This is a genomic window from Lysobacter sp. A421 (assembly GCF_054052145.1).
Genome location: NZ_JBSVRL010000002.1, coordinates 821692 through 843892, shown reverse-complemented (window position 1 = coordinate 843892; position 22201 = coordinate 821692). Strand labels below are relative to the sequence as shown.

General features: G+C 66.5%; 17 protein-coding genes and 1 tRNA gene. 4 read left to right on the top strand and 14 right to left on the bottom strand.

Annotated elements, in window-relative coordinates; genetic code table 11:
- The first annotated feature begins 13 nt into the window (after window positions 1–13).
- Window positions 14–2116 carry a glycosyltransferase gene (locus ACW7G6_RS09250; RefSeq protein WP_456978402.1) on the top strand — a complete coding sequence of 701 codons (2103 nt, stop codon included), beginning with the start codon at window positions 14–16 and terminating at the stop codon, window positions 2114–2116.
- Here ACW7G6_RS09250 and ACW7G6_RS09245 read toward each other — a convergent pair.
- Together ACW7G6_RS09245 and ACW7G6_RS09240 are read right to left on the bottom strand one after the other, a co-directional pair.
- A complete protein-coding gene (locus ACW7G6_RS09245) occupies window positions 2113–3630 on the bottom strand; it encodes a hypothetical protein (RefSeq protein ID WP_456998099.1) in 1518 nt (505 codons plus the stop codon). The two genes, ACW7G6_RS09250 and ACW7G6_RS09245, sit on opposite strands and share 4 nt — an antisense overlap.
- Before the next feature lie 36 nt (window positions 3631–3666).
- Window positions 3667–5877, bottom strand: a complete 2211-nt coding sequence (locus ACW7G6_RS09240) for a RelA/SpoT family protein (RefSeq protein WP_456978400.1) — start codon at window positions 5875–5877, stop codon at window positions 3667–3669.
- Window positions 5878–5946: 69 nt separating this feature from the next.
- Between ACW7G6_RS09240 and ACW7G6_RS09235 the strand changes: the two genes are divergently transcribed.
- A complete protein-coding gene (locus tag ACW7G6_RS09235; RefSeq protein ID WP_456978399.1) occupies window positions 5947–6465 on the top strand; it encodes a hypothetical protein in 519 nt (172 codons plus the stop codon).
- Window positions 6466–6507: 42 nt separating this feature from the next.
- Here the strand turns inward: ACW7G6_RS09235 and hrpA are convergent, their stop codons facing one another.
- Window positions 6508–10620, bottom strand: a complete 4113-nt coding sequence (hrpA, locus tag ACW7G6_RS09230; RefSeq protein WP_456998098.1) for an ATP-dependent RNA helicase HrpA — start codon at window positions 10618–10620, stop codon at window positions 6508–6510.
- Between the two features lie 82 nt (window positions 10621–10702).
- On the opposite strand from hrpA, the gene ACW7G6_RS09225 reads away from it, so the two are divergent.
- Together ACW7G6_RS09225 and recQ are read left to right on the top strand one after the other, a co-directional pair.
- Window positions 10703–11263 (top strand): Dps family protein, encoded by a 561-nt coding sequence (locus ACW7G6_RS09225; protein WP_456998097.1) that lies wholly within the window; start codon window positions 10703–10705, stop codon window positions 11261–11263.
- 656 nt (window positions 11264–11919) lie between these two features.
- Window positions 11920–13746, top strand: coding sequence for a DNA helicase RecQ (gene recQ, locus ACW7G6_RS09220; protein WP_456978396.1), 1827 nt, complete (start codon window positions 11920–11922; stop codon window positions 13744–13746).
- A 9-nt stretch (window positions 13747–13755) separates the two neighbouring features.
- Here the strand turns inward: recQ and ACW7G6_RS09215 are convergent.
- From ACW7G6_RS09215 to ruvB, 11 genes are all read right to left on the bottom strand, one after another.
- Window positions 13756–13831: transfer RNA gene (locus ACW7G6_RS09215), tRNA-Lys, on the bottom strand.
- A gap of 133 nt (window positions 13832–13964) precedes the next feature.
- The gene (queC, locus tag ACW7G6_RS09210) at window positions 13965–14642 is read right to left on the bottom strand and encodes a 7-cyano-7-deazaguanine synthase QueC (RefSeq protein ID WP_456978395.1); all 678 of its coding nucleotides are present in this window, start codon (window positions 14640–14642) and stop codon (window positions 13965–13967) included.
- A gap of 42 nt (window positions 14643–14684) precedes the next feature.
- Window positions 14685–15362 (bottom strand): 7-carboxy-7-deazaguanine synthase QueE, encoded by a 678-nt coding sequence (gene queE, locus ACW7G6_RS09205; protein WP_456978394.1) that lies wholly within the window; start codon window positions 15360–15362, stop codon window positions 14685–14687.
- A 47-nt stretch (window positions 15363–15409) separates the two neighbouring features.
- Window positions 15410–16246, bottom strand: coding sequence for a tol-pal system protein YbgF (gene ybgF / locus ACW7G6_RS09200; RefSeq protein WP_456998096.1), 837 nt, complete (start codon window positions 16244–16246; stop codon window positions 15410–15412).
- Window positions 16247–16261: 15 nt separating this feature from the next.
- Complete coding sequence (gene pal / locus ACW7G6_RS09195; protein WP_456978392.1) at window positions 16262–16774, bottom strand: peptidoglycan-associated lipoprotein Pal; 513 nt, start codon at window positions 16772–16774, stop codon at window positions 16262–16264.
- 81 nt (window positions 16775–16855) lie between these two features.
- Complete coding sequence (gene tolB / locus ACW7G6_RS09190; protein ID WP_456978391.1) at window positions 16856–18190, bottom strand: Tol-Pal system beta propeller repeat protein TolB; 1335 nt, start codon at window positions 18188–18190, stop codon at window positions 16856–16858.
- A gap of 105 nt (window positions 18191–18295) precedes the next feature.
- Window positions 18296–19276: a cell envelope integrity protein TolA gene (tolA, locus tag ACW7G6_RS09185; protein ID WP_456978390.1), complete on the bottom strand. Its 981-nt coding sequence runs from the start codon at window positions 19274–19276 to the stop codon at window positions 18296–18298.
- Complete coding sequence (tolR, locus tag ACW7G6_RS09180; protein WP_456978389.1) at window positions 19273–19713, bottom strand: protein TolR; 441 nt, start codon at window positions 19711–19713, stop codon at window positions 19273–19275. The genes tolA and tolR overlap by 4 nt, the downstream gene beginning before the upstream one ends.
- A gap of 107 nt (window positions 19714–19820) precedes the next feature.
- Window positions 19821–20603, bottom strand: coding sequence for a protein TolQ (gene tolQ, locus ACW7G6_RS09175; protein WP_456978388.1), 783 nt, complete (start codon window positions 20601–20603; stop codon window positions 19821–19823).
- Window positions 20604–20677: 74 nt separating this feature from the next.
- Complete coding sequence (ybgC, locus tag ACW7G6_RS09170; protein WP_456998156.1) at window positions 20678–21100, bottom strand: tol-pal system-associated acyl-CoA thioesterase; 423 nt, start codon at window positions 21098–21100, stop codon at window positions 20678–20680.
- 39 nt (window positions 21101–21139) lie between these two features.
- On the bottom strand, window positions 21140–22192 hold the full coding sequence (ruvB, locus tag ACW7G6_RS09165) for a Holliday junction branch migration DNA helicase RuvB (RefSeq protein ID WP_456998095.1): 1053 nt from the start codon (window positions 22190–22192) through the stop codon (window positions 21140–21142).
- Between the last annotated feature and the right edge of the window lie 9 nt (window positions 22193–22201).

Below are 22201 nucleotides of genomic sequence, written 5' to 3'. Positions count from 1 at the left end.
GGAGTTGTAAAGCATGGCGATGTCGCGGGCCGATCTGCGGTTTCTGTTCGATCGCAGCACCGGCCTGGTCCAACGCGGGCTGACCAGTTTGCGCACCCGTGGCCTTCATGCCTCGTGGCAGCGCGTGCTCAAACAGTTGCGGTGGGTCCGGCCAACGCCGCGCAGCGATCTGTACCTTCCCGCGCCGACGCCTTTCGCCGGCTTCGCCGTGCCTGCCAGCCAAGCGCCCGTCGCCAGCATCGTGATTCCCGTCTACAACCAGTTCCCGCACACCCTGGGGTGCCTGCGCGCGCTGGCCGCGCATCCACCCGGGTTGCCGGTGGAGATCATCGTCATCGACGACGGCAGCACCGACGAAACGGCCGCCGCATTGGCGCAGGTGGACGGGCTGCGCTACTTCCGCCGTGTCGACAATGGCGGTTTCGTCGCCGCCTGCAACGACGGCCTGGCGAAGGCGCGTGGCGAGTTCGTGGTGTTCCTCAACAACGACACGGTTCCGCAACCGGGCTGGCTGGACGCGCTGTTGGCGACCTTTGACCAGCATCCCGGTACCGGACTGGTCGGTGCGCAGCTGCTGTATCCCGATGGTCGCTTGCAGGAGGCGGGCGGAATCGTGCGCAAGGACGGCTCCGCCGACAAGCTCGGCCGGCTGGAGTCCGCCGACCACTGCGCCTTCAACTACGTCCGCCGCGTGGACTACTGCTCCGGCGCGGCGATCGCCCTGCCGCGGGCGCTGCTGGAATCACTGGGAGGGTTCGACACCCGTTACGCGCCGGCATTCTACGAAGACACCGACCTGGGCATGCAGGTGCGTGCACGCGGGCTACAGGTGCTGTACCAGCCGGCGTCCAGGGTGGTACACACCGAGGGCGCAACCGCGGGCACCGATACACGCCATGGCGTCAAGGCCTACCAGGTGCGCAACCAGCAGTATTTCCGGGAGCGCTGGCACGCACTGCTGCCTGACCACCCTGGCCATACCGCCAGCGTGGCTGGACTGACCGACCGGTTGTACTCGCGCACCGTATTGGTCATCGACGCACTCACCCCGCGCCCGGACCGCGACTCCGGGTCGCTGCGGCTGGTCAACCTGATGCGCATGTTGCGCGAGGAAGGCGCGCACGTGGTGTTCATACCAGCCGATCGCGACCACGATGGCGATTACACCCGCACCTTGCAGCAGTTGGGGGTCGAGGTCTGGTACGTGCCATTCGCAGCGCGGCTGCCGAAATGGCTGGCCGGGCACGGCGCGCGCTTTTACAGCGTGCTCGTGTGCCGCCACTACGTGATGCGCGAGATGCTGCCATTGCTGCGCAGGTACGCGCCGCAGGCACGGCTCGTGTTCGATACCGTCGACCTGCACTACCTGCGCGAGCGCCGCGGCGGCGAGCTGGCCAACGACCCGGTCCGGACCCGCGCCGCCGAGCGTACCCGCACCCTGGAGCTGGACGTCATCGCCCGCAGCGACGCAACGCTGGTGGTCAGCGAGGTAGAGCGCGAACTGTTGACCCAGGACGCTCCGCAGGCCCGCGTGGAAGTGCTGTCCAACCTGCACCGAAGCGGTGGCCACGGCCTGCCTTTCGAGGAGCGCCGCGACCTGATGTTCGTCGGCGGTTTTCGCCATCCGCCCAACGTGGACGCGGTGTGCTGGTTTGTCGAATCGGTCTGGCCATTGCTGCGAGCCCATGAGCCGGACCTGCAATTCCACTGCATCGGCGGCGACGTGAACGCCGAGGTTGCGGCACTGGCGACATCACCGGGCGTCATCGTGCATGGGCACGTGCCCAACCTGACCCCGTACCTGGCAGAAGTACGGCTATCGGTCGCGCCACTGCGCTACGGCGCGGGGGTGAAGGGCAAGATCAACCAGCCCATGGCGCATGGCCAGCCCGTGGTAGCCACCACCTGCGCGATCGAAGGCATGCATCTGCGCGCCGGCCAGGACGTGCTGGTGGCCGACGATGCCGCCGACTTCGCCGCCGCCGTCCTGCGCGCTTATCACGACGGCGCCTTGTGGCAACAGCTGGGGGATAACGGCCGCGCCAACGTCGAGCAGCACTTCTCGCTGGACGCTGGCCGCGCCGTGGTGCAGCAAGTGCTGTTGGGTCGGAACTAGTCGGCCACTATCGACGCGGCGCGCACACGGTGGGCGAAGGCCTCCATGCCTTCTGCAAGCGGATCCAGCGCGCGCGCCGTGTCCAGGGCATGTCGCGCGGCCGGCAGCTCGCCGGCCCCCAGACGCTCGTCACCCACGGCAATCCAGCGCAATGCCAGCCGCTGGCGCGCTTTCCGCACGTTGCCGTCATCGCCTTCCAACACCGCGTAGGCGTCCAGGCAGGCGCCTGCGGTCGTCAGCCGGTTGCGCGGCAATGCCTGCTCAAAACACTCCCAGGCCGCCGGACGCAGGCGTGCCGCCATGGCGAGCACCGCCGGGTCCCGCGGTGCGATGGCGCGCGCGGTGCGCAACTTGTCATAGGCGCTCTCGCCCGGCGGCAACAGCAGGTCGCCGCGCGCTTCAGCGGCCCCGGCAGCAGCCAGCAGGTCAAGCACGCGTCGACGCTGGGCGGCGGACGGCACGCCATCGTTGAAACGTGCCTGCGACACCCGCGCCTCGGTCAGGTATCGCCGCGCGGCGACCACTGCTGCAGCCTGCGGTGCGATCGCCTCGGCCGCCAGCAACTCGGCTTGCGCCGGCCGAAGCTGAAAATCGGCGGCGTAGCGTCGACTGCGCGCGGCATGTGCATCGGCCACCCGTACCCGACCGCGGACCGCCGCGGTGTTACCGGGGTAGATCGTCGCCACCTGGTCATAACCCGCCAGTGCGGCCACCAGCTCACGTCCCGCCAGGTCATCGTCCGCTTTCGCCAGCCGACGCTCGATACCGGCTCCCAGTTCGGCCAGGGTTTGTGGCAGGTCGACGTGACCGGGATCCACCGCCTGCACGCGTGCAACCAACCTCGCCGCGTGGCTGAGATCGGCATCATTCACGGCCTTGCGCGCCTGTTGCAGCAAGTCGGCCAAAGTGTCCTCCCTGCCCTCCAACGCGGCAATGTTGTTGGGTTGCAGTGCCAGTACGCGCTCAAACAATGGCAGCGCAGCCCCCGCATCGCCGTCAAGATGACCCGCGCCGCGCGCCACGACCGCCTCGCTCAGCAGCCGGTCCACCCCGGTAGCGTCCACTTCCCGTTTGCGCAGCCGCGCCTCCAGCGCATCGGTCTGCGCCGTCGGCACGGCCAGGTCGCGGGCCAATTGCAGCGCGTCGCGCGCTTCCGCCGGATGTCCCTGTTCAATCGCCGCATTGGCACGTGCCAATGCGGCGTTGCCGACCGCGACCAACCCGTCACGTGCGCCAATCCGGTCGGGATCCAGCGCCAACGCGGCTTCATACAGCTCGCGTGCGCCGCGCCCGTCCGCGCGACTCAGCTCTCCGGCTCCCAGCGCCTGGGCGGCATCGATGCGCAGTTGCTGGATACGCGTGTCCGGCCACAACCACTGCGATATCGGTTGGCGGGCCACCAGCAGCGCCGCCACCCCGCCTATCGCCAACACCACGGCCAGCCAGCGATGCCAGGCAGGGACGCGCGGCGCGCGGTCATCGCGGTGATTGTTTCGACGTGAGTGCAGACGCATGACAGCAGCATAGTCCGCCGACCCACCGGGCTGGCGTCAGCTCCGTCGAGCGTGCTCCACTCCCGGTAGCGCGCAGAGCTTTCCCAACAGGGCCGAGAGCTGGCCGAAATCGCCTACCCGCAACCGCATCCGGATCCGGACGCGGGCACCGTTTCGCTGCAGGTCGCTGCGGATGCTGCCGACATGCACGTTGGCCTGGGCAATCACGTTGGTGACCTCCTTGAGCAACCATTTGCGATCCACCGCGACCACTTCCACGTCCACCTCGTAACCGCTGCTGGCACCCCACTCCACCGTCAGGATGCGCTGGGGCTCCTTGTCCGCCAGTCGCTGGAACATCGCGCAGCTGTCACGGTGCACGGTTACCCCGCGTCCACGGGTCAGGTAGCCGGCAATGGGTTCGCCCGGCAACGGCTGGCAACAACGTCCCAGCTGCACCAGCAGGTTGTCGAGCCCCTGCACGGTAAAGTCGCGCGCCTTGTTGCGCGGCGGCCTGACCGGGGCGGCGGCGACCTCCGGGGTCGGCGCGGAAGTGGCCCCGGCACGTTCATGCTCCAGCAATACCCGGCCGACCTGATGCGGCCCCAGGTCTCCCAGGGCGACCAGCACATGCAAGTCACCATCGTTGGCCAGCGCAAAGCGCTCGCGAGCCGGTGCCAGGTCCGCGCCCAGCAGGCCCAGCCGACGCAGCTCCTTGTCCAGCAGCTCCTTGCCGGCAACCTCGTTGCGCCCACGATCCAACTTGTGGAACCAGTTGCGCACCTTCTCGCGCGAACGGCTGCTGGCAAGGAAACCATTGGACTCGATCAGCCAATCGCGACGCGGCTCGCCGGTCTTGGCGGTCTTGATCTCGACCCGGTCACCACTGCTCAACCGATGATCCAGCGGCACGATGCGCCCATCCACCTTGGCGCCGCGACAACGGTGGCCGACCTCGGTATGCACGCGGTAGGCGAAGTCCAGCGGCGTGGAGCCCAGCGGCAGGTCGATCACCTCGCCCTTGGGCGTCAGCACATAGACCCGGTCCTCGACCAGCTCGGCATCCAACTCGCCGGCCAGCGCGGCGTCATCCGCGCCCGCTTCGGCAGCCGGTTCCAGCAGTTTGCGCATCCAGGCGATCTTGCGGTCGAATGCGGCGTCACCACCGCTGCCTTCCTTGTAGCGCCAGTGCGCCGCCACGCCCAGCTCGGCCTGGCTGTGCATGTCGAAGGTACGGATCTGCACTTCCAGGGTCTTGCCCTGTGGCCCGATCACCGCGGTGTGCAGCGAGCGGTAGTCATTGCGCTTGGGCCGGGCGATGTAATCATCAAACTCGCTGGAGATCGGCACCCACGTGGCGTGCACCACTCCGAGCGCGGCGTAGCAGGCCGCCACGTCGTCGACCAGGATGCGTACCGCACGCAGGTCGTACAGCTCGCTGATCGGCGCCTGCTTGCGCTGCATCTTCTTCCAGATGCTGTAGATGTGCTTTGGCCGACCGGCGATATCGGCCTTCAGCCCGTGGGCACCCAGGGCGGCGCGCAAGGTCTTCTGGACCTGGTCGATGTAGCTTTCCCGGTCGCGGCGTTTCTCGGCCAGCAGACGTGCGATCTGCTGGTAGGTGTCTTCGTGCAGGTAACGGAACGCCAGATCTTCCAGCTCCCATTTCAGCTGCCAGATGCCCAGTCGGTTGGCCAGCGGTGCATGGATATCGCGGGTGAGCGAGGCCAATGCCATACGCCGTTCCGGCGGCAGAGTATCGGCTTGCTGCATGCGGGCCAGCTGCCGCGAAAGCAGGATCGGCACTCCCCTCATGTCGCGCACGATCGCCAGCAACAAGCGGCGCAAACCCTCGCTGCTGCCACGGCCCTGTTGCTCGACATGCAGCGCCCACACCTGGCCGGCGGCACGCTGGCCTTCCAGCAAGGCACCGATCACCGGGAAGTCGCGTTCGAGCGTTTCACTGATCCGCGCCTGCAGGCCGGGATAGGTATGCACGATCGCCGCGGCGAGGCTGTCGCTGTCGGCGCCCAGTCGCTGCAGCGCCGTCAGCATCTTCGCAACCGTCTCGGGAGGGTCGCGTGGATCGTCGGAAGCGCTTGCGTCCGTCGCCGCCGCCTGCACCATCGCCGCCAGCAGACCCGGCTCAATGGTGTTTGCAGGTGCCTGCTCCAACAACGCCGCCAACGCGGCTGCCGGCGCGGAGGTCGAGGGCGCGTCGGCCACCGGAACAGCCGCCTTGGACGCAGTGGGTCGCGAAGTGCTCATCGCGGTATCGGTTCATCTGTGTGCAGGGGAGTGTCTACACTAGCGACCAAACACCCACAGGAACAACTCATGCAAACGACTGAACGCAATGGCCCTGCCTCGTATCGCCTCCGTCCGCTTGTCCTGGTCGGCCTGCTGCTGCTGGCCCCATTCGCATCGGCCCAGGATGCCACCCGGATCGAGCAGCAAATGACCGCCGAGCAGTTCCAGGCGGCCGGCCTTGACCAGCTCACCCCGGCGCAACTGAGCCAGCTGAACAACTGGCTCAACCGCACCCTGGATACCGAGACCAGCAAGGCCACCAAGGTCGCCGAGGAACGGATTGAACAGGAGCAACGCGGATTCGCCGCCAACCTCGCCAGCGAGCCGGTGATCGCGCATCTGCAAGGCAAGTTCGAGGGCTTCCGCGAAGGTCTCAAGTACACCCTGGACAACGGCCAAGTGTGGCGCCAGACCAATAATGCATCGCTGGTCGGCGTGCGCCTGGACAGCCCCCAGGTCACCATCACGCCCGGCATGTTTGGCGGTATCTGGTACCTGCGGGTCGAGGGCTACAACACCCGCGCGAAGGTGGAACGGGTCGAGTAGGCGGCGCACCAACGTCTGCCCGGCACGCGTTTGTCGTTCGCGCTACGGACGTAACTGCGCCAGGCGCGCGGCGAGCTTCTTCGGCGACACGCCGCGCGACCCCAACTCCTGGGCAAACAGCGACACCCGCAGCTCTTCCAGGTCCCAGCGCAACGCCTGCCACGGCGTTGCGCTGGCTTCGCCGCTGGCGTTTGCCGCCGCCAATGCATCAGCGAAAGGCTTGAGCTCCAGCATCCGAGCCTGATCACGCACCGGGTCGCGCAAGGCGCGCTCACCGCGTAGCGCCAGGGCTTTCAGGTAGCGCGGATACTCGGCCAGGGCCGGTGCTGGCACATCGCCGAGGAATCCCGGCAGCGTCAATCCCGCCAACTGCACACGCATGTCATCCAGGTTGGCGCCCGCCCAACCCATCAGCGGCGATTCCAGGCTGGCGCGCGCCTGCGACACCGCCGCAAGAATGATCTCCGCTTGCTGCAAGCGCTCCATGGATTCCGCAAACAGGCGCTTGGCCACGGCGTCGCGGCGCGCTGTGAACGCCGCGATATCGCGGACCTCGTCCAGCCCATCGGCCACCAGGGCGGCAAAGGCGCCATCGACCAGATCAGTGCGCAGATGATCGCCATCGCGACTGCCTTTCTCCCGCGGCGCGGCCGACTCGATGGCGGCGTACAACAAACCCGTCTTGGCCGATATCGGCAATTGCTTGCGTGCCTGTTTACGCGCATCGCCCAGCGCCAGCCACAGCAGCCGGCGCACCCCAGCGGGGTGATCCCGCAGTGCGATCTCGCGTTCGGCATGGACCTGGAGCGACACGCTGTCGCCGTCATCGTGCAGCGCCGGATACGCCGGCATGCCCGCCACGCCGGGCAAGCTGGCCGGGATGGCATCGTCGGGGAAGCTGACCAGCCCGCTTTGGCCCAGGCCATCGGCAGCGTGTGCGGCGAACGCCCGCGTCGAGCGTTCCCCGAAGCGCTCGCGCAACTCGCCCAGATCACGTGACTCCGCCAGCACCACGGCTTCACCGCGCTTGTCCGGCACATCCAGCAACCGCAGGTTGGCGCGCAGGTGCGGTTCCAGGCCGGACTCGTCAAACTCGTCGGCAGTGACAGCCGCGCCGGTGATCTGCTTCAGGAAATCCGCAAGCGCGCGGGTCATGGGTTGGGGTTCCGGTCCGGGGTGCGCTTCGTGGAAGGCCTTGGCGAAATCCGGTGCGGGGACGAAATTGCGACGTTGAGCCTTGGGCAAACTCTTGATCAGGGCGATGGCCTTGTCCTGGGTGAAACCCGGCGCCAACCAGCCCAACCGCGCCGGGTCCAGCGCATTGAGCAGGTGCAGCGGGACCGATATCGTCATCCCGTCATCGGGAGCGCCCGGCTCGAAGCGGTAGCGGACCGCCAGCCACGCGTCACCCAACGCGATCTGTGGTGGAAAGCGCGTCGCATCGGTCTCATCGCCGACCAGCAAGTCATCCAGCGCCCATTCCAGCGTGGCCTTCTGCGTTGCCGGCAACTTGCCGTACCAGGCATCCAGCGCCTGGGCGTTGTGGACATCAGGCGGCAACCGCTGCAGATACCAGTCGGCCATCCAGTCTTCGTCGACCACCAGTCCGGCGCGCCGCTGCTTGGCTTCCTCCTCGCGCGCCTTGTCGAGCAGCGCCAGGTTGCGCGCCAGGAACCCGCTGCGGGTGTTGATCTCGCCGGTGACCAAGGCGTCGCGAGCGAAGATCGCGCGGCTCTCCTGCGGGTACAACCCGCCGTAGTGGACGGGACGCTTGGGCGCCAGCACCAGACCGAACAGGCTGACCTGCTCGCTGCCCAGCACCCGGCCCTGCGAGCGCGACCAGCGCGGGTCATGGTGACGACGCGCGAGCAGGTGCGGCAACTCGTCGATCGCCCACTGCGGCTCAATCGAGGCGTTGCTCATCGCCCAGACTTTCTCGGTGTCGAGCAGGGTCGCCGACAGCACCCACGGCGGCGGCTTGCGGATCAGCCAGGAGCCCGGGAACAGCTGGAACTTGCGCCCGCGCGGGCCGTCGTAGACCGCGGCCGGCTTGCGTTCGCCGGGCTTCTTGCCGGGCCCCTTGCCGGGCGCCTTGTTCTCGGCCGGCGGCACCCGGTGGCCGATCTGGGTCGGCAAGCCGGCGATCAGTGCGCGATGCAGGTTGGCGTAGGCGCCGGCATCGAGTTCCGGCGTTTGCTGCGACGACTGCACCCAACCGAGTTCGTCCGCCATCAGTTTCAACTGGCGGTGAAGTTCGCGCCACTCGCGCATGCGCAGGAAACCGAGGAAGTTCTTCTCGCACCAGCGCCGTAACTGCGACTGGGTGGAGGCTTCATGGGTTTCCTGGTAAGCAGCCCACAGCTTCAGGATGCCGACGAACTCCGAGCTGTAGTCAACGAACCGGGCATGGGCATTGTCGGCGGCGGCACGCTGGTCGGCGGGGCGCTCGCGCGGGTCCTGGATGCCGAGGAACGACGCGATCACGAGCATCTCGCGCAGGCAACCGCGGGCATTGGCGGCGACCAGCATCCGTGCCAATTTGACGTCCACCGGCATCCGCGCCATCAATCGCCCGGTGGCGGTCAGCTGATTGCGCGCGGCCTTGTCGCTGGCCACTTCCACCGCCCCCAGCTCGCCCAGTTGCTGCCATCCATCGGCCACCGCGCGCGGCTCGGGGGGCTCCAGGAACGGAAAGTCGTCGATATCGCCCAGACCCAACGACAGCATCCGCAGGATCACCCCGGCCAGCGCAGCGCGGCGGATCTCAGGATCGGTATAGGCCGGGCGTGAGTCGAAATCCGCCTCGCTGTAGAGCCGGTAGCAGGTGCCCTCCGACACCCGCCCGCAGCGGCCCTTGCGCTGGTCGGCACTGGCCTGGCTGACGGGCTCGATACGCAGGCGATCCAGCTTGCTGCGCGGACTGTAACGCTTGATCCGGGCCACCCCGGGATCTACCACGTAGCGGATCCGCGGCACCGTCAAGGAAGTCTCCGCGACATTGGTAGCCAGCACGATGCGCCGCTGCGTACCGGGGTTGAACACCCGGTCCTGGTCGCGCACCGACAGCCGCGCGTAGAGCGGCAATACCTCGGTATGGCGGTATTTCCGGCGCTCCAGCGCCTGGTGTGCATCGCGGATCTCGCGCTCACCGGGCAGGAAGATCAGCACATCCCCACGAGGATCCTCGCCGGTGATCTCATCGCACGCGGCAACGATGCCGTCGTTGATGCTGCGCTCGCCATCACGGTCACCCTCGCCTTCCAGCGGCCGGTAACGCACCGACACCGGATGCCCGCGCCCCTCCACGTCAACCACCGGCGCGTCATCGAAATGCTCGGAGAACCGGGTGGTGTCGATCGTCGCCGAAGTGACGATGACCTTCAGGTCGCGACGCTTCTTCAGCAACTGCTTGAGGTAGCCGAGCAGGAAGTCGATGTTCAGGCTGCGCTCGTGCGCCTCGTCGATCAAGATCGTGTCGTAGCGCGACAACCAGCGGTCGGACTGGATCTCGGCCAGCAGGATGCCGTCGGTCATGAACTTGATCGCGGTCGATTCACTGACCTTCTCGTTGAACCGCACCTGGTAGCCGACCAGCCCGCCGAGTGGGGTGTGCAACTCCTCGGCAACGCGTTTGGCGACCGCTCGCGCGGCAATCCTGCGCGGCTGGGTGCAACCGATCATGCCAGCCGCGCCACGCCCGGCCGCCAGGCACAGTTTCGGCAACTGGGTGGTCTTGCCAGAGCCGGTCTCCCCGGCGATCACCACCACCTGATGCTCACGCAGCAGCGCGACAATGCGTTCTGCTTGGCTGGCAATCGGCAGCGACGGATCGACCGGTACTTGCGGCAACTGGGCGGCGCGCTGGCGACACTGACTGAGCGAGCTGTCCCGGGCCTTCTCGAATGCCGCGCGCGCGGTCGCGTCGGATGGCTTTGCACGCCAACGCGACCACAGGCCGTGCAGACGGCCACGATCCCGGCTCAGGGCCGCATCAATGCTGCGGCGCGCCTGCTCCAGTGCGGCCCTGTCCGGGTCGGTCCGCTTGGAGTCGGCCGCTTTTGGGCGAGGTTGTGCCGAGCCGGCCCGTGGTGAGCGAGCCGGCTTTGGACCAACGCGTCGTGACGCCGTCTTGTCGGGAACATCGGTAGGCTTCATGGATCCTTTCGCAGAAATTGCATAGTTCAACCGCGTGCACAGCGCCCTATTGTCACAGCAACATCCACCAGAGGAAAAAACCATGGCCAAATCGCAGCCCGCCAAGACCGCCAAGACCGCCAAGAAGAGCAAGTCCGCGACATCCGCCCAGCCGGCATCGGGCGCTCCAGCCATTGATATCGGCCTGCGCAATACAGATCGCAAGAAGATCGCCGACGGCCTGGCCCACTTCCTTGCCGATGCCTACACGCTGTACCTGAAGACCCACAACTTCCACTGGAACGTCACCGGGCCGATGTTCAACGCCCTGCACCTGATGTTCGAGACCCAGTACACCGAGCAATGGACGGCGCTGGACGAGATCGCCGAGCGCATTCGCGCGCTGGGCTACAACGCCCCGGGCTCGTATGCCGAGTTCATCGAACTGGCGTCGATCCCGGAAGAGGCGGGCCTGTCCGACATCCCCGACTGGAAGGAGATGGTGCGCCAGCTGACCGTCGGCAACGAAGCGGTCTGTCGCACCGCGCGCAAGGTGCTCAAGACCGCCGACGATGCCAGCGACGACCCGACCGTCGACCTGCTGACCCAGCGTCTGCACACCCACGAGAAGTACGCCTGGATGTTGCGTTCGCTGTTGCAGTAAGTTGCTAGTGCGTTAACTGCAGCCAGCAGTTGAAAGCTGGAAGCTCAGGAACCCCGGGGATCATCGCCTTGGGGTTTCTTGTATCCCGATCGCACGCGGCGGACGCGGGAGCCGGGCTGCGGGGGATTGCTTGATGCTCGGGCGGTGTTGTGTTCAGAGGCAAGAGCGGCCTCGTTATGGTTCGTCGCGGGAGGCGGCCGGCGGGGGGATTGCTCCAGCCCTTCATCAGGGCATCCTGCCCTGAGGCGGGCCGCAGGCCATCCATGGCCTGCTTTTCCGCAATCCCCCCGCCGTCCACCTCCTGCCGGACTTCGCTGACTTCGGGAAAAGCGAGGAGCGCGGATCGTCTAAGACCAGTCCGCTCTCACTGAAACAAGGCCGCAATACCCGGCCAGCCCCCGTGCGGCGTCCTGGCCGGGTATTGCGAAGAGTGCGCCATGGATGGCGCACGGCGGTGAGTGCGGCCAGGGACGGCCGCCCGAACCGAGTAGCAATACCCGGACAGGGCGCCGCCCCCGCCGAAGCCGGCGCACCCTACCGCTGTTGCTGTTGCTGTTGCCGTTCCCTGCTCCCAACCAGCAACCAGGCAAACCCCCACCAGCCGAAGTGGGATTCTCCGAGCATCCCCGAGACGCGCGCTTGCTACCCTGTGACGCATGGAAAACGCCGCACTCGACTTGCTTCGCACCACCTTCGGCCACCCGGAATTCCGCGGCGAACAGGCAGAAATCATCGACTGCCTGGTCAACGGCGGCGATGCCCTCGTCCTGATGCCGACCGGCGGCGGCAAGTCGTTGTGCTACCAACTCCCCGCCCTGCTGCGCAACGGCTGCGGCGTGGTCGTCTCACCGCTGATCGCCCTGATGCAGGACCAGGTCGAAGCCCTGCGCCAACTCGGCGTGCGCGCGGCCTACCTCAATTCCTCCCTCGACGCCGCCACCGCCGCCGAGGTCGAACGCGACCTGCTCGCCGGCGAGCTCGACCTGCTCTACGTCGCCCCCGAGCGCCTGCTGAGCGGCCGCTGCCTGAGCCTGCTCGACCGCGTCCATGCCGGCCCGGGTATCGCCCTGTTCGCGATCGACGAAGCCCACTGCGTCTCCCAATGGGGCCACGACTTCCGCCGCGAATACCGTGAACTGACCATCCTGCACGAACGCTGGCCCGACATCCCGCGCATCGCCCTGACCGCTACCGCCGACGAGCCGACCCGGCGCGAGATTGCCGAGCGCCTGGCACTGGACGATGCCCGCAAGTTCGTCAGCTCGTTCGACCGGCCCAACATCCGCTACCGGGTTGCACAAAAAGACGGCAGCGGCCAGCGCGCCCTGCTGGACTTCCTCGCCGGCCATCGTGGCGACAGCGGCATTGTCTATGCGTTCTCGCGCAAGCGGGTCGACAAGACCGCCGAGCAACTGCAGGCGGCCGGCATCGACGCGCTGCCCTACCACGCCGGCCTGCCCGCGGCCGAACGCGCCGCCAACCAGCGCCGATTCCTGCAGGCCGACGGCGTGGTCATGGTCGCCACCATTGCGTTCGGCATGGGCATCGACAAGCCCGACGTGCGCTTTGTCGCCCATGTCGACCTGCCCAAGTCGATCGAGGGCTACTACCAGGAAACCGGCCGTGCCGGACGCGATGGCGAACCGGCCGAGGCCTGGCTGAATTACGGCCTGGGCGACGTGGTCAACCTGCGCATGCTGATCAACCAGGGCGAGGCCAGTGACGAACGCAAGCGACTGGAGCTGCGCAAGCTGGATGCCTTGCTGGGTTACTGCGAGTCGACCCAGTGTCGCCGCCAGGCCCTGCTGGGCTGGTTCGCGGAAAGCCATCCGGGCGCCTGTGGCAACTGCGACAACTGCCTGAATCCACCGGAGAGCTGGGACGCCACCGAAGTGGCGCGCAAGGCTTTGTCGTGTGTCTATCGAACCGGACAGCGGTTTGGCGCCGGCCATGTCATCGACGTGTTACGCGGCACGGCGACCGACAAGGTCACGCAGCATGGCCACGACAAGCTCAGCACCTGGGCGATCGGCGATCACCTGGATGCGCGGCAATGGAGCAGCGTGTTCCGGCAACTGGTGGCCACCGGATTGCTGGAAGCCGACCACGAACGTCACGGTGCATTCCGGTTGACCAATGACGCCGGGCCGGTGCTGCGCGGAGAGCGCCAACTGCGCTTTCGTCGGGACGCGCCGAAACCGGTTGGGCGCCGCAATCGCAGCGGCTCCGCACCCGCGCCGATCGACCTCGCCCCCGAGCCTGCGGCGCGCTTCCGCTCGCTGCGTGGATGGCGCGCTGAAATGGCCCGCGAGCAGAACGTCCCCGCTTACGTGATCTTCCACGATGCAACGCTGCGCGCCATTGCCGAATCCGACCCCGGCGACCTCGACGAGTTGAGCCACATTCCCGGCATCGGCGCCAGCAAGCTGGAACGCTATGGCGAGGCGGTATTGCAGCAGTTGCTGGATTGCGACGTGGCGTGATGCGAAAACTGGTGGGCCGTGATGGATTCGAACCATCGACCAGCGGATTAAAAGTCCGATGCTCTACCGACTGAGCTAACGGCCCACGCGACCCGGCCTTGCGCCGGGGGCGTGAATTCTAACGCAACTGGGCGCTCAGGTGCGAAGCGCACGAGCCGAGGACCGGGAAAGACGGCGGGTGCAAACGACCCCCGTGCGCCGACGCCGGTGCCCAGGGTTCAGACATACCGGGTCGGATCGGCAACCCCGGCGCCGGCGAAGCCCGCCGCGCGCAACCGGCAAGCGTCGCAGTGACCGCAGGCAAGACCCTTATCGTCGGCCTTGTAGCACGATACGGTCTCGGCGAAATCGACCCCCAGGCGCACGCCTTCACGCACGATCTCGGCCTTGCTCATGGTTTGCAATGGTGCATGCACGTGCAGCCCCGGCCCTTCGACACCGGCCTTGGTGGCCAGGTTGGCGAGCTTCTCGAAAGCGCTGATGAACTCGGGACGGCAGTCGGGGTATCCCGAGTAGTCCACGGCATTGACGCCGCAGAACAGGTCGGCCGCACCGAGCACTTCGGCCCAGCCGAGTGCGACCGACAACATGATGGTGTTGCGTGCCGGCACGTAGGTCACCGGGATGGCGTTGGCGCCCGCAGGCTCGTCCAGCGGCACCGCGATGGACTCATCGGTCAACGCGGAGCCACCGATGGCACCCAGATCAACGCTGACGATCTTGTGCGCGACCGCGCCCAGTGACGTCGCCACGCGGGCGGCAGCGGCGAGCTCGGAGGTGTGGCGCTGGCCGTAGTTCACGCTCAATGCGTGCACGGCAAAGCCCTGTTCGCGGGCGATGGCGACGACGACCGCGGAGTCCATCCCCCCGGAGAGCAGTACAACGGCTTTTTTCATGGTTGGTCTTCTTGAGTGACAACAAGGAAAGACGAGTCCAGGTCAGCGACCGGGCTCGTCGTCCCACAGGATCTTGTGCAGTTGCAACTGGAAGCGCACCGGCAAATGGTCGGCCACGATCCAGTCGGCCAGCTCGCGCGGGCTGATCTGGCTGAAACTGGGTGAGAACATCACGTCGCAGATCCCGTCCAACCGGTATTCGGCCACCACGGTCTTCGCCCAGTCGTAGTCCTCACGCGAGCAGATCACGAACTTGACCTGGTCGTGCGCGGTCAGCAGGGCGATGTTGCTCCACAAGTTGCGATCGACCTCGGCCGACCCGGGTGTCTTGATGTCCAGCACCCGCGAAACCCGCGCGTCGACCTGACTGATGTCGATCGAGCCGGAAGTCTCCAAGGACACCTCGTAACCGGCTTCGCACAGTCGTTGCAACAGGCCGATGCAACGCTTCTGCGCGAGCGGTTCGCCGCCGGTGACACAGACGTGGCGGGTTTGATGGCGCGCCACCTCAGCCAGGATGGTGTCGTAGTCCCACCACTGGCCGCCATGGAAGGCGTAGGCGGTATCGCAGTACTGGCAACGCAGCGGGCAACCGGTCAGGCGCACGAATACCGTCGGCCAGCCGATGCTGCGCGATTCGCCCTGCAGCGACAGGAAGATCTCGGTCAGCCGCAGGCGCTCCGGCGCCGCGTTGGGCGCCTGGGGGGAAACAACGTTCATCGCGCCATTTTAGCCGAGCAAGCGAAGCCCTGCCGTGGCCGCTTCCATTACTGGATGCGGCCGAGCTGGATGGCGCCCAGACGGTCGGCGGCGATCCGCGCGGCGTCGGTGCCGGGATAGCGTTCGGTAACTTCGGTGAGGGTTCGCTCGGCCGCGTCGGGCTGCTCCAGACCCTGCTGTGACAGACCCACCTTGAGCATCGCGCCAGGCGCCTTGTCATGGGTCGGGTAGCGCTGCAGCAACGCCTCGAACTGCTCCAGCGCGAGCTGGTAGTTCTGGGTGACGTAGTAGCTCTCGCCCAGCCAGTACAACGCGTTGGGCGCGTAGGCCCCACCCGGGTAGTGGCCAAGGAAGGAATGGAACAGTCGCGCCGACTCGACGTACTCGCCGGTCCGCAACGCGTCAAAGGCGACATCGTAGGCCTCGCGCTCCCCGGCCGTCTGGTCCAGCTTGCCCGGATCTCCGTAGATGGCCGGGATGCTGTCGACGGGAGCGGCTGCCGCGCCAGGCGCCGGTGGATCTACAGGCGCTGCCTGGTCCATTCCAGGGTCCACTCCAGAAGCGTCCAGCTCGGATGTGCCAGCGCCGCCCTGTAGCCGGTTGATTCGGCCATCCAGATCGAGATACTGGGCGCGGGCGATACCTTGGAGCTGTTCCTGCTGATGATGGAGCTGCTCGACCTGGGACCGCAGCGCGGTCACCTCTTCCTTGAGCAGGTTGACTTGGCGTAACAGGTCGACGGTCGCCTGGTTGTTGCCCGCCTGCTGTTCCAGCAGGGACACCCGCTCAGCCAGGCTCATGCGCTGGGCAGAAGCAGGTGCGGCGGCCACCAGGGCCGCCGCTGCAACCAGCGATGTCGCAATTGCAATTGACAACTTGCGCATCATGGATTGCCTTTATTACTTCGCGGTGTAGATGATCTCGACGCGACGATTCTGGGCCCAGCAATCCTCACTTGAGGTGGTGCACACCGGACGCTCTTCGCCGTAGCTGACTACGGTCTGCTGGCTGCCCGAGCCGCCATTGGCCTGGATTGCCGAGGACACCGCATTGCCGCGACGCTCGCCCAGGCCCAGGTTGTACTCACGGCTGCCGCGCTCATCGGCGTGGCCTTCCAGGGTCATGCGCGAGGAAGGACGGTCACGCAGGTACTTGGCGTGGCAGCCGACCAGGGCCTGGAACTCCGGACGCAGCGCGTCGCGATCCAGGTCGAAGTACACCACGCGCTGGCGCAGGCAGGCATCGGTGTCCAGATCGCCTGGGCCGTACGCGCCCTGCGTCGTCGGGGTGGTGTCAGTGGCCGGGGCGGTGGTCACGGGAGTCTCCGGCGGAGCTTCCTTGACCTTCTTGGAACAGCCGACTGCAGCGACGCAAAAAAGAGCGGTCATCAATAAACGCGTGGTGGTATTCATCATTGTTTCCTCGTCGTGGCTGGGACAGGTGGAACTGTGGGAAAAACGTTTTAAAGATGATGTCAGCTGATCAGGAGGACATCAGCGCGGTGTACGGAATGGCCCCCAGGCTGGCTCGCGCACGTTGCCATCCGCCAATACCAGACGCTGGCGCACCCGGCCATCGGACGATACGGCATACAGCACCCCACGCGTGCCTTCACGAGCAGCATAGATGATCATCGCGCCATTTGGGGCAAAGCTGGGTGACTCGTCCAATGAGCCGGGCGAAAGCGTGCTCCAGCGTGCCGACCCCAGACTCGAGTCCATCATCGCGATGCGGTAGGTATTGCCCGCCCCCTGGGCGACGGCAATCTTGCTGCCGTCCATCGAAACCGTTGCGCTGGCGTTGTAATTGCCCTGGAATGTCACCCGGCTGGCACTGCCGCCGCCCGCGGACACCTGGTAGATCTGTGGCGCACCGCCACGGTCGGAGGTGAAGTACAGCGAGCTGCCGTCGGCGCTCCAGGTCGGCTCGGTGTCGATGCCGAAATGGTTGGTCACCTGGGTCAGCGCGCGGCTGCCCACGTTCATCACGTAGACCTCGGGATTGCCACTGCGCGACAGCGTCAACGCCAGGCGGTTGCCATCCGGGGAGAACGCCGGCGCGCCATTGATGCCGCGGAACTTGGACACCACCTCGCGGCTGCCGGTGTTGATGTCCTGGATATAGATGGCCGAGTTGCCGCTTTCGAAGCTGACGTACGCCAGCTTGTTTCCGTCCGGGCTCCACGATGGCGACATCAGCGGCTCGGGCGAGCTGACCACGGTCTGCGGGTTGTAGCCGTCCGAATCGGCGACCATCAACGAGAAGCTGGCCGTCGGGCCCACGCCGGTGGCGGTGATATAGGCGATACGGGTGAAGAACGCACCCGGCACGCCGAGGATCTTCTCGTAGATGGCGTCGGCGACCTGGTGGGCCACATCGCGCATCGCATTGGCCCGGGCGGTCATCGCGAAGCCCAGCAAGCGCTGCTGGGTGGCGACGTCAAACAGTTCGTACTCGACCCGGTAGCTGCCACTGCCGCCGTCCACGACCCGTCCGACTACCAGGTAGTCCTGGTTGAGTGCACGCCAGGTCGGGTAATTGACCTCGGCGCCGCTGGTGGGTCGCTCGACCAGGTCGGACTCGGGCAGGCTGCGGAACTGGCCGGAGCGGTTCAAATCGGCAGCGATCACCGCCGCGACATCGGTCTCAGGCGCGGTCGCACTGCCCTGGTAGGGCATCGGCACCACCGCGATCGGCAACGCGGCGGCATTGCCGCCGACGATGTCCAGTTCCAGTCCCTGCTGCTGCGCGACAGCAGCGAACGGGGCACTGATCGTGAAAACCAGGGCCGCAAGCAATGCGGCCAGTCTTGGGGTGAATCGTTTCATCGGCAGGACCTGACGGAGAAGCAGAAGTTTTAACAGCATCCATGTGAACGCTTTCTCAAAGCTGAACACGACGGACGCAACGGGCGCGGCAATTTTGGGGGCGGCTCAGCGATCGCGCGCCTCGAAATTAAGCGTCAAAGTGCGCGCAAACACACTCTCGAAGCCCGCGTAGGGCAGCGGCTGCGCCTTGAGCACGGCGGCCTCGATCGATCGTTGTCCCTGTTCATCGTAGGCGCAGGGCGACGAGACCTTCGCATCCATCACCTCGCCGCCGGGCAGCTGGGTGATGACCAGACGGCACTTGGCGCCCAGCGGGACGGTTTCAGGACGGGTCCACTTGGCCAGGATCGCTTCCTGCAGCGCTGCCCCATACCGAGCCTCCAGCCCGGTGTCGGTGCCGTTGTTGCCCGGCGGCGGACTGGCGCCACTGCTCGCGGTGCTGTTGTCCCTGGACTCGGCGAGCGCGCGGGCGGCGGCGATCTGCTTGAGTTTCTGCTCCGCCAGTTCCGCCTGGCGCGCTGCAGCGGCACGCTGGCGACGGATCTCAGCCAGTTTCTTCTCGCGCTCTTCCGCCTGCGCGGCCAGACGGCGCGTACGCTCCGCCTCGGCCTGACGTTTCTTCTCGGTCAGGTCGATCTGGGCCTGGCGCCGCTTTTCCTCCTGCAGCTTCTCCTCATCCGCCGGGGTCGGCGTCGGCTCGGCCACGACCTCGTCCTGCTCCACGGTGTCGGGTTCGATCACGAAGTCCTGCGGCTGCGATTGCGGTGGCGTGGGCGCGTCCTCGGGGATGGGTTCCGGCTCCGGTTGCGGCAGCGGCGCGGCATCCTCCTCAACCGGCTCGGGCTCGGGCAGCGGTTCGGGCAGCGGCTCCTCGGCCGGCTCGGGCCGGTCCTTGAGCACCTCGCGCATCGACGCCGACAACGCGTTGGGATCAATCAGCTCGGCCTCGATTGGCGACCCTGCGGCAGACACGGTAACCGCGCTGCGGGTCCACCACATGCCGGCGAACATCAGCGCGAACAGCGCCACATGCAGCACGATCGCCTGCACGATGGCCCGTTGGTTGTCGGCGCGGCTTTCCCTCACTTGCGCACCGTCTCCGACGGCGCACTCATCAACCCGACTCGCGGCACGTCCGCGTTCTGCAGCAATACCATCGCTTGCAGCACGACTTCATAATTGGCGGCCCGGTCACCGGCCACATATACCGGCACGCCGGGATTGTTGCGTACGAACGCGGCTACCTTTGCCGACAGCTCCTCCGCGCCCAGCGCCTCCTGCTCCGCACCCTGCAGGGTCAGGAAATAATTGCCGTTGGCATCCACGCTGACAATCACCGGCTCCTGGTTCTGGGAGATGGTCTTGGCATCGGACTTGGGCAGCTCGATGTCAACGCCCAGGTTCATCAGCGGCGCGGTGACCATGAAGATGATCAACAGCACCAGCATGACGTCGATATAGGGCACGACGTTGATCTCGGACTGGAGTTTGCGTTTGCGGCGGCGGCCGGTGGCGACGGACATGCGGTGTTCCCGAGTGGCGGCGAGTTCAGTGGACGGTGGGTTGATCGATGGGTGCCGGAATTGCGTGCGGCCGCAAGCATGCGGTCACGCGCGCGGCCGGCGCCGGATCACTCCTGCGGCACCTGCCGCTCCAGGATCGAGGAGAACTCCTCGGCGAAGGCGTCATAGCGCACGGCGATGCGCTCGACCTTGGTGGCGAAGCGGTTGTAGGCCCATACCGCCGGAATCGCCGCGAACAGACCCATCGCGGTGGCGATCAACGCCTCCGAGATGCCCGGCGCGACGCTGGCAATGGTCGCCTCGGTCATCGTGGCCAGACCCTGGAACGAGATCATGATCCCCCACACGGTGCCGAACAGGCCCACATACGGCGCAATCGAGCCGACGTTGGCCAGGAACTCCAGGTTGCGCTCCAACCCGTCCAGTTCGCGCGCGGTCGCCACCCGCATCCCGCGCTGGGCGGTTTCCAGCTGCATCCGGATATCGGCGATGCGGCGCTGGCGCGAGAACTCGCGGAAGCCGGCCTCGAAGATCGATTCCATGCCGCCGGTGTCGCGGTTCCGGCTGGTCGCACCGGTATAGAGTTTGCTCAGCTCGGTGCCCGACCAGAAGCGCTCCTCGAAGGTCTCCGCCTCGCGGTCGGCGCGCCCAAGCAGCTTGATCTTGCGGAAGATGATCACCCACGAGGCCACCGAGGCGAACAGCAGCAACACCAGCACCAGCTGCACCGGCAGCGAGGCGTGCAGTATCAGCTGCAACATGTCGACGCCGCCATCGCCCGCGACCGCGCCAGGCAGGGCGGCTGCGGTGCTGGCAACGGCACTGGCCGGGTCCTGGGGCAATGGCTCGACGACGGTGGTGGCCTGCAACAAGCTCAACAATGGGGTCATGCCTGGATCTCCGCTGCCCGCGCTCGCGGGCTTGTGATGGATGAATGTCGGTAGTGCCGTGTTGCCAGGTCCTGCTATCGCGTCGTTTGCAGCGCAGTGAGCTCATCGAGCAGTGGTTGCGGGATCGCCCGGGGACGAAAACCCTGCGTGTCGAGCGCCGCCACGCGCACCGTCGCGGCCAGCAACAACTCACCGTCGCGCCGCACCTGCTGCAGGAACACCGCACTCGCGCGACGGCATTGCTGCAGTGACGCGTCCACCTGCAAAAGGTCGTCCAACCGCGCCGGCTGATGGAAATCGACCTGCATGGCGCGCACCGCAAACACCAGTCCATGCTCGAGCTGCAACTGCTTTTGCCCGTATCCCTGCTCGCGCAACCACTCGGTCCGCGCGCGTTCCAGGAACGCGACATACCGCGCGTGGTAGACCACGCCGCCGGCATCGGTATCTTCCCAGTAAATGCGGATCGGGAGGCTGAACAAAGGCAAAGCGGAAATCTCCGGGAGCTTCAAATGAGACAGGCCGCCAGGATGGCGCTACTGGTCATCGCTGGTTCCGACCGGCATTGAGCGCAACAGTTCCCCATCCTTGCCGCGCGGGGTCAGCCCGACATGCTGGTAGGCCTTGGGCGAGGCCATCCGGCCGCGGGCGGTGCGGATCAGGTACCCCTGCTGGATCAGGTACGGCTCGATCACGTCCTCCAGCGTGCCGCGCTCTTCGCTGAGTGCGGCAGCCAGCGACTCGACCCCGACCGGACCACCGTCGAAGGACTCGATGATGGTCCGCAGCAGACGCCGGTCCAGTTCGTCGAAGCCCTCCGGATCGACCTTCAACATCGCCATCGCGGCACCGGCGGTGTCCAGGTCGATATCACCGCCGGCGCGGACCTGGGCGTAATCACGCACCCGTCGCAGCAGCCGATTGGCAATCCTAGGGGTTCCGCGCGAGCGCCTGGCGATCTCCGCCGCGCCCTCCGGCGTGCAGGAAATCCCGAGGATCCCCGCCGAGCGCCGCACGATCCGGGTCAACTCCTGGGCGCTGTAGAACTCCAACCGCTGGACGATGCCAAAACGGTCGCGCAGCGGCGCAGTCAGCAGTCCGGCCCGGGTGGTCGCGCCAATCAGGGTGAACGGCGGCAGGTCCAGCTTGATCGACCGCGCGGCCGGACCCTCGCCGATCATGATGTCCAGCTGGTAGTCCTCCATCGCCGGATACAGGACCTCCTCGATCGCCGGCGACAGCCGATGGATCTCATCGATGAACAACACGTCGAACGGCTGCAGGTTGGTCAGCAAAGCGGCCAGATCGCCCGCCTTCTCGATCACCGGCCCGGACGTCTGCCGCAACCCGACCCCCAGCTCATTGGCAATGACATGGCTCAGCGTGGTCTTGCCCAGGCCGGGCGGCCCGAAGATCAGCACATGGTCGAGCGCCTCGTTACGCCCCTTGGCCGCCTCGATGTAGATCGTCATCTGCTCGCGGACCGGGACCTGGCCCAGGTATTCGTCCAGCCGCCTGGGGCGAATCGATGCCTCCACGGCGTCATCGCCGAAGGCCTGGTCCGCAGCGATGATGCGCTCGTCATTCATCCGTCTATG

Bases quoted from the DNA above. Each gene is read 5' to 3' on its own strand.
- ACW7G6_RS09250 (WP_456978402.1), top strand. From the start codon at position 14: ATGGCGATGTCGCGGGCCGATCTGCGGTTTCTGTTCGATCGCAGCACC.
- ACW7G6_RS09245 (WP_456998099.1), bottom strand. From the start codon at position 3,630: ATGCGTCTGCACTCACGTCGAAACAATCACCGCGATGACCGCGCGCCG.
- ACW7G6_RS09240 (WP_456978400.1), bottom strand. From the start codon at position 5,877: ATGAGCACTTCGCGACCCACTGCGTCCAAGGCGGCTGTTCCGGTGGCC.
- ACW7G6_RS09235 (WP_456978399.1), top strand. From the start codon at position 5,947: ATGCAAACGACTGAACGCAATGGCCCTGCCTCGTATCGCCTCCGTCCG.
- hrpA (WP_456998098.1), bottom strand. From the start codon at position 10,620: ATGAAGCCTACCGATGTTCCCGACAAGACGGCGTCACGACGCGTTGGT.
- ACW7G6_RS09225 (WP_456998097.1), top strand. From the start codon at position 10,703: ATGGCCAAATCGCAGCCCGCCAAGACCGCCAAGACCGCCAAGAAGAGC.
- recQ (WP_456978396.1), top strand. From the start codon at position 11,920: ATGGAAAACGCCGCACTCGACTTGCTTCGCACCACCTTCGGCCACCCG.
- queC (WP_456978395.1), bottom strand. From the start codon at position 14,642: ATGAAAAAAGCCGTTGTACTGCTCTCCGGGGGGATGGACTCCGCGGTC.
- queE (WP_456978394.1), bottom strand. From the start codon at position 15,362: ATGAACGTTGTTTCCCCCCAGGCGCCCAACGCGGCGCCGGAGCGCCTG.
- ybgF (WP_456998096.1), bottom strand. From the start codon at position 16,246: ATGCGCAAGTTGTCAATTGCAATTGCGACATCGCTGGTTGCAGCGGCG.
- pal (WP_456978392.1), bottom strand. From the start codon at position 16,774: ATGAATACCACCACGCGTTTATTGATGACCGCTCTTTTTTGCGTCGCT.
- tolB (WP_456978391.1), bottom strand. From the start codon at position 18,190: ATGAAACGATTCACCCCAAGACTGGCCGCATTGCTTGCGGCCCTGGTT.
- tolR (WP_456978389.1), bottom strand. From the start codon at position 19,713: ATGTCCGTCGCCACCGGCCGCCGCCGCAAACGCAAACTCCAGTCCGAG.
- tolQ (WP_456978388.1), bottom strand. From the start codon at position 20,603: ATGACCCCATTGTTGAGCTTGTTGCAGGCCACCACCGTCGTCGAGCCA.
- ruvB (WP_456998095.1), bottom strand. From the start codon at position 22,192: ATGAATGACGAGCGCATCATCGCTGCGGACCAGGCCTTCGGCGATGAC.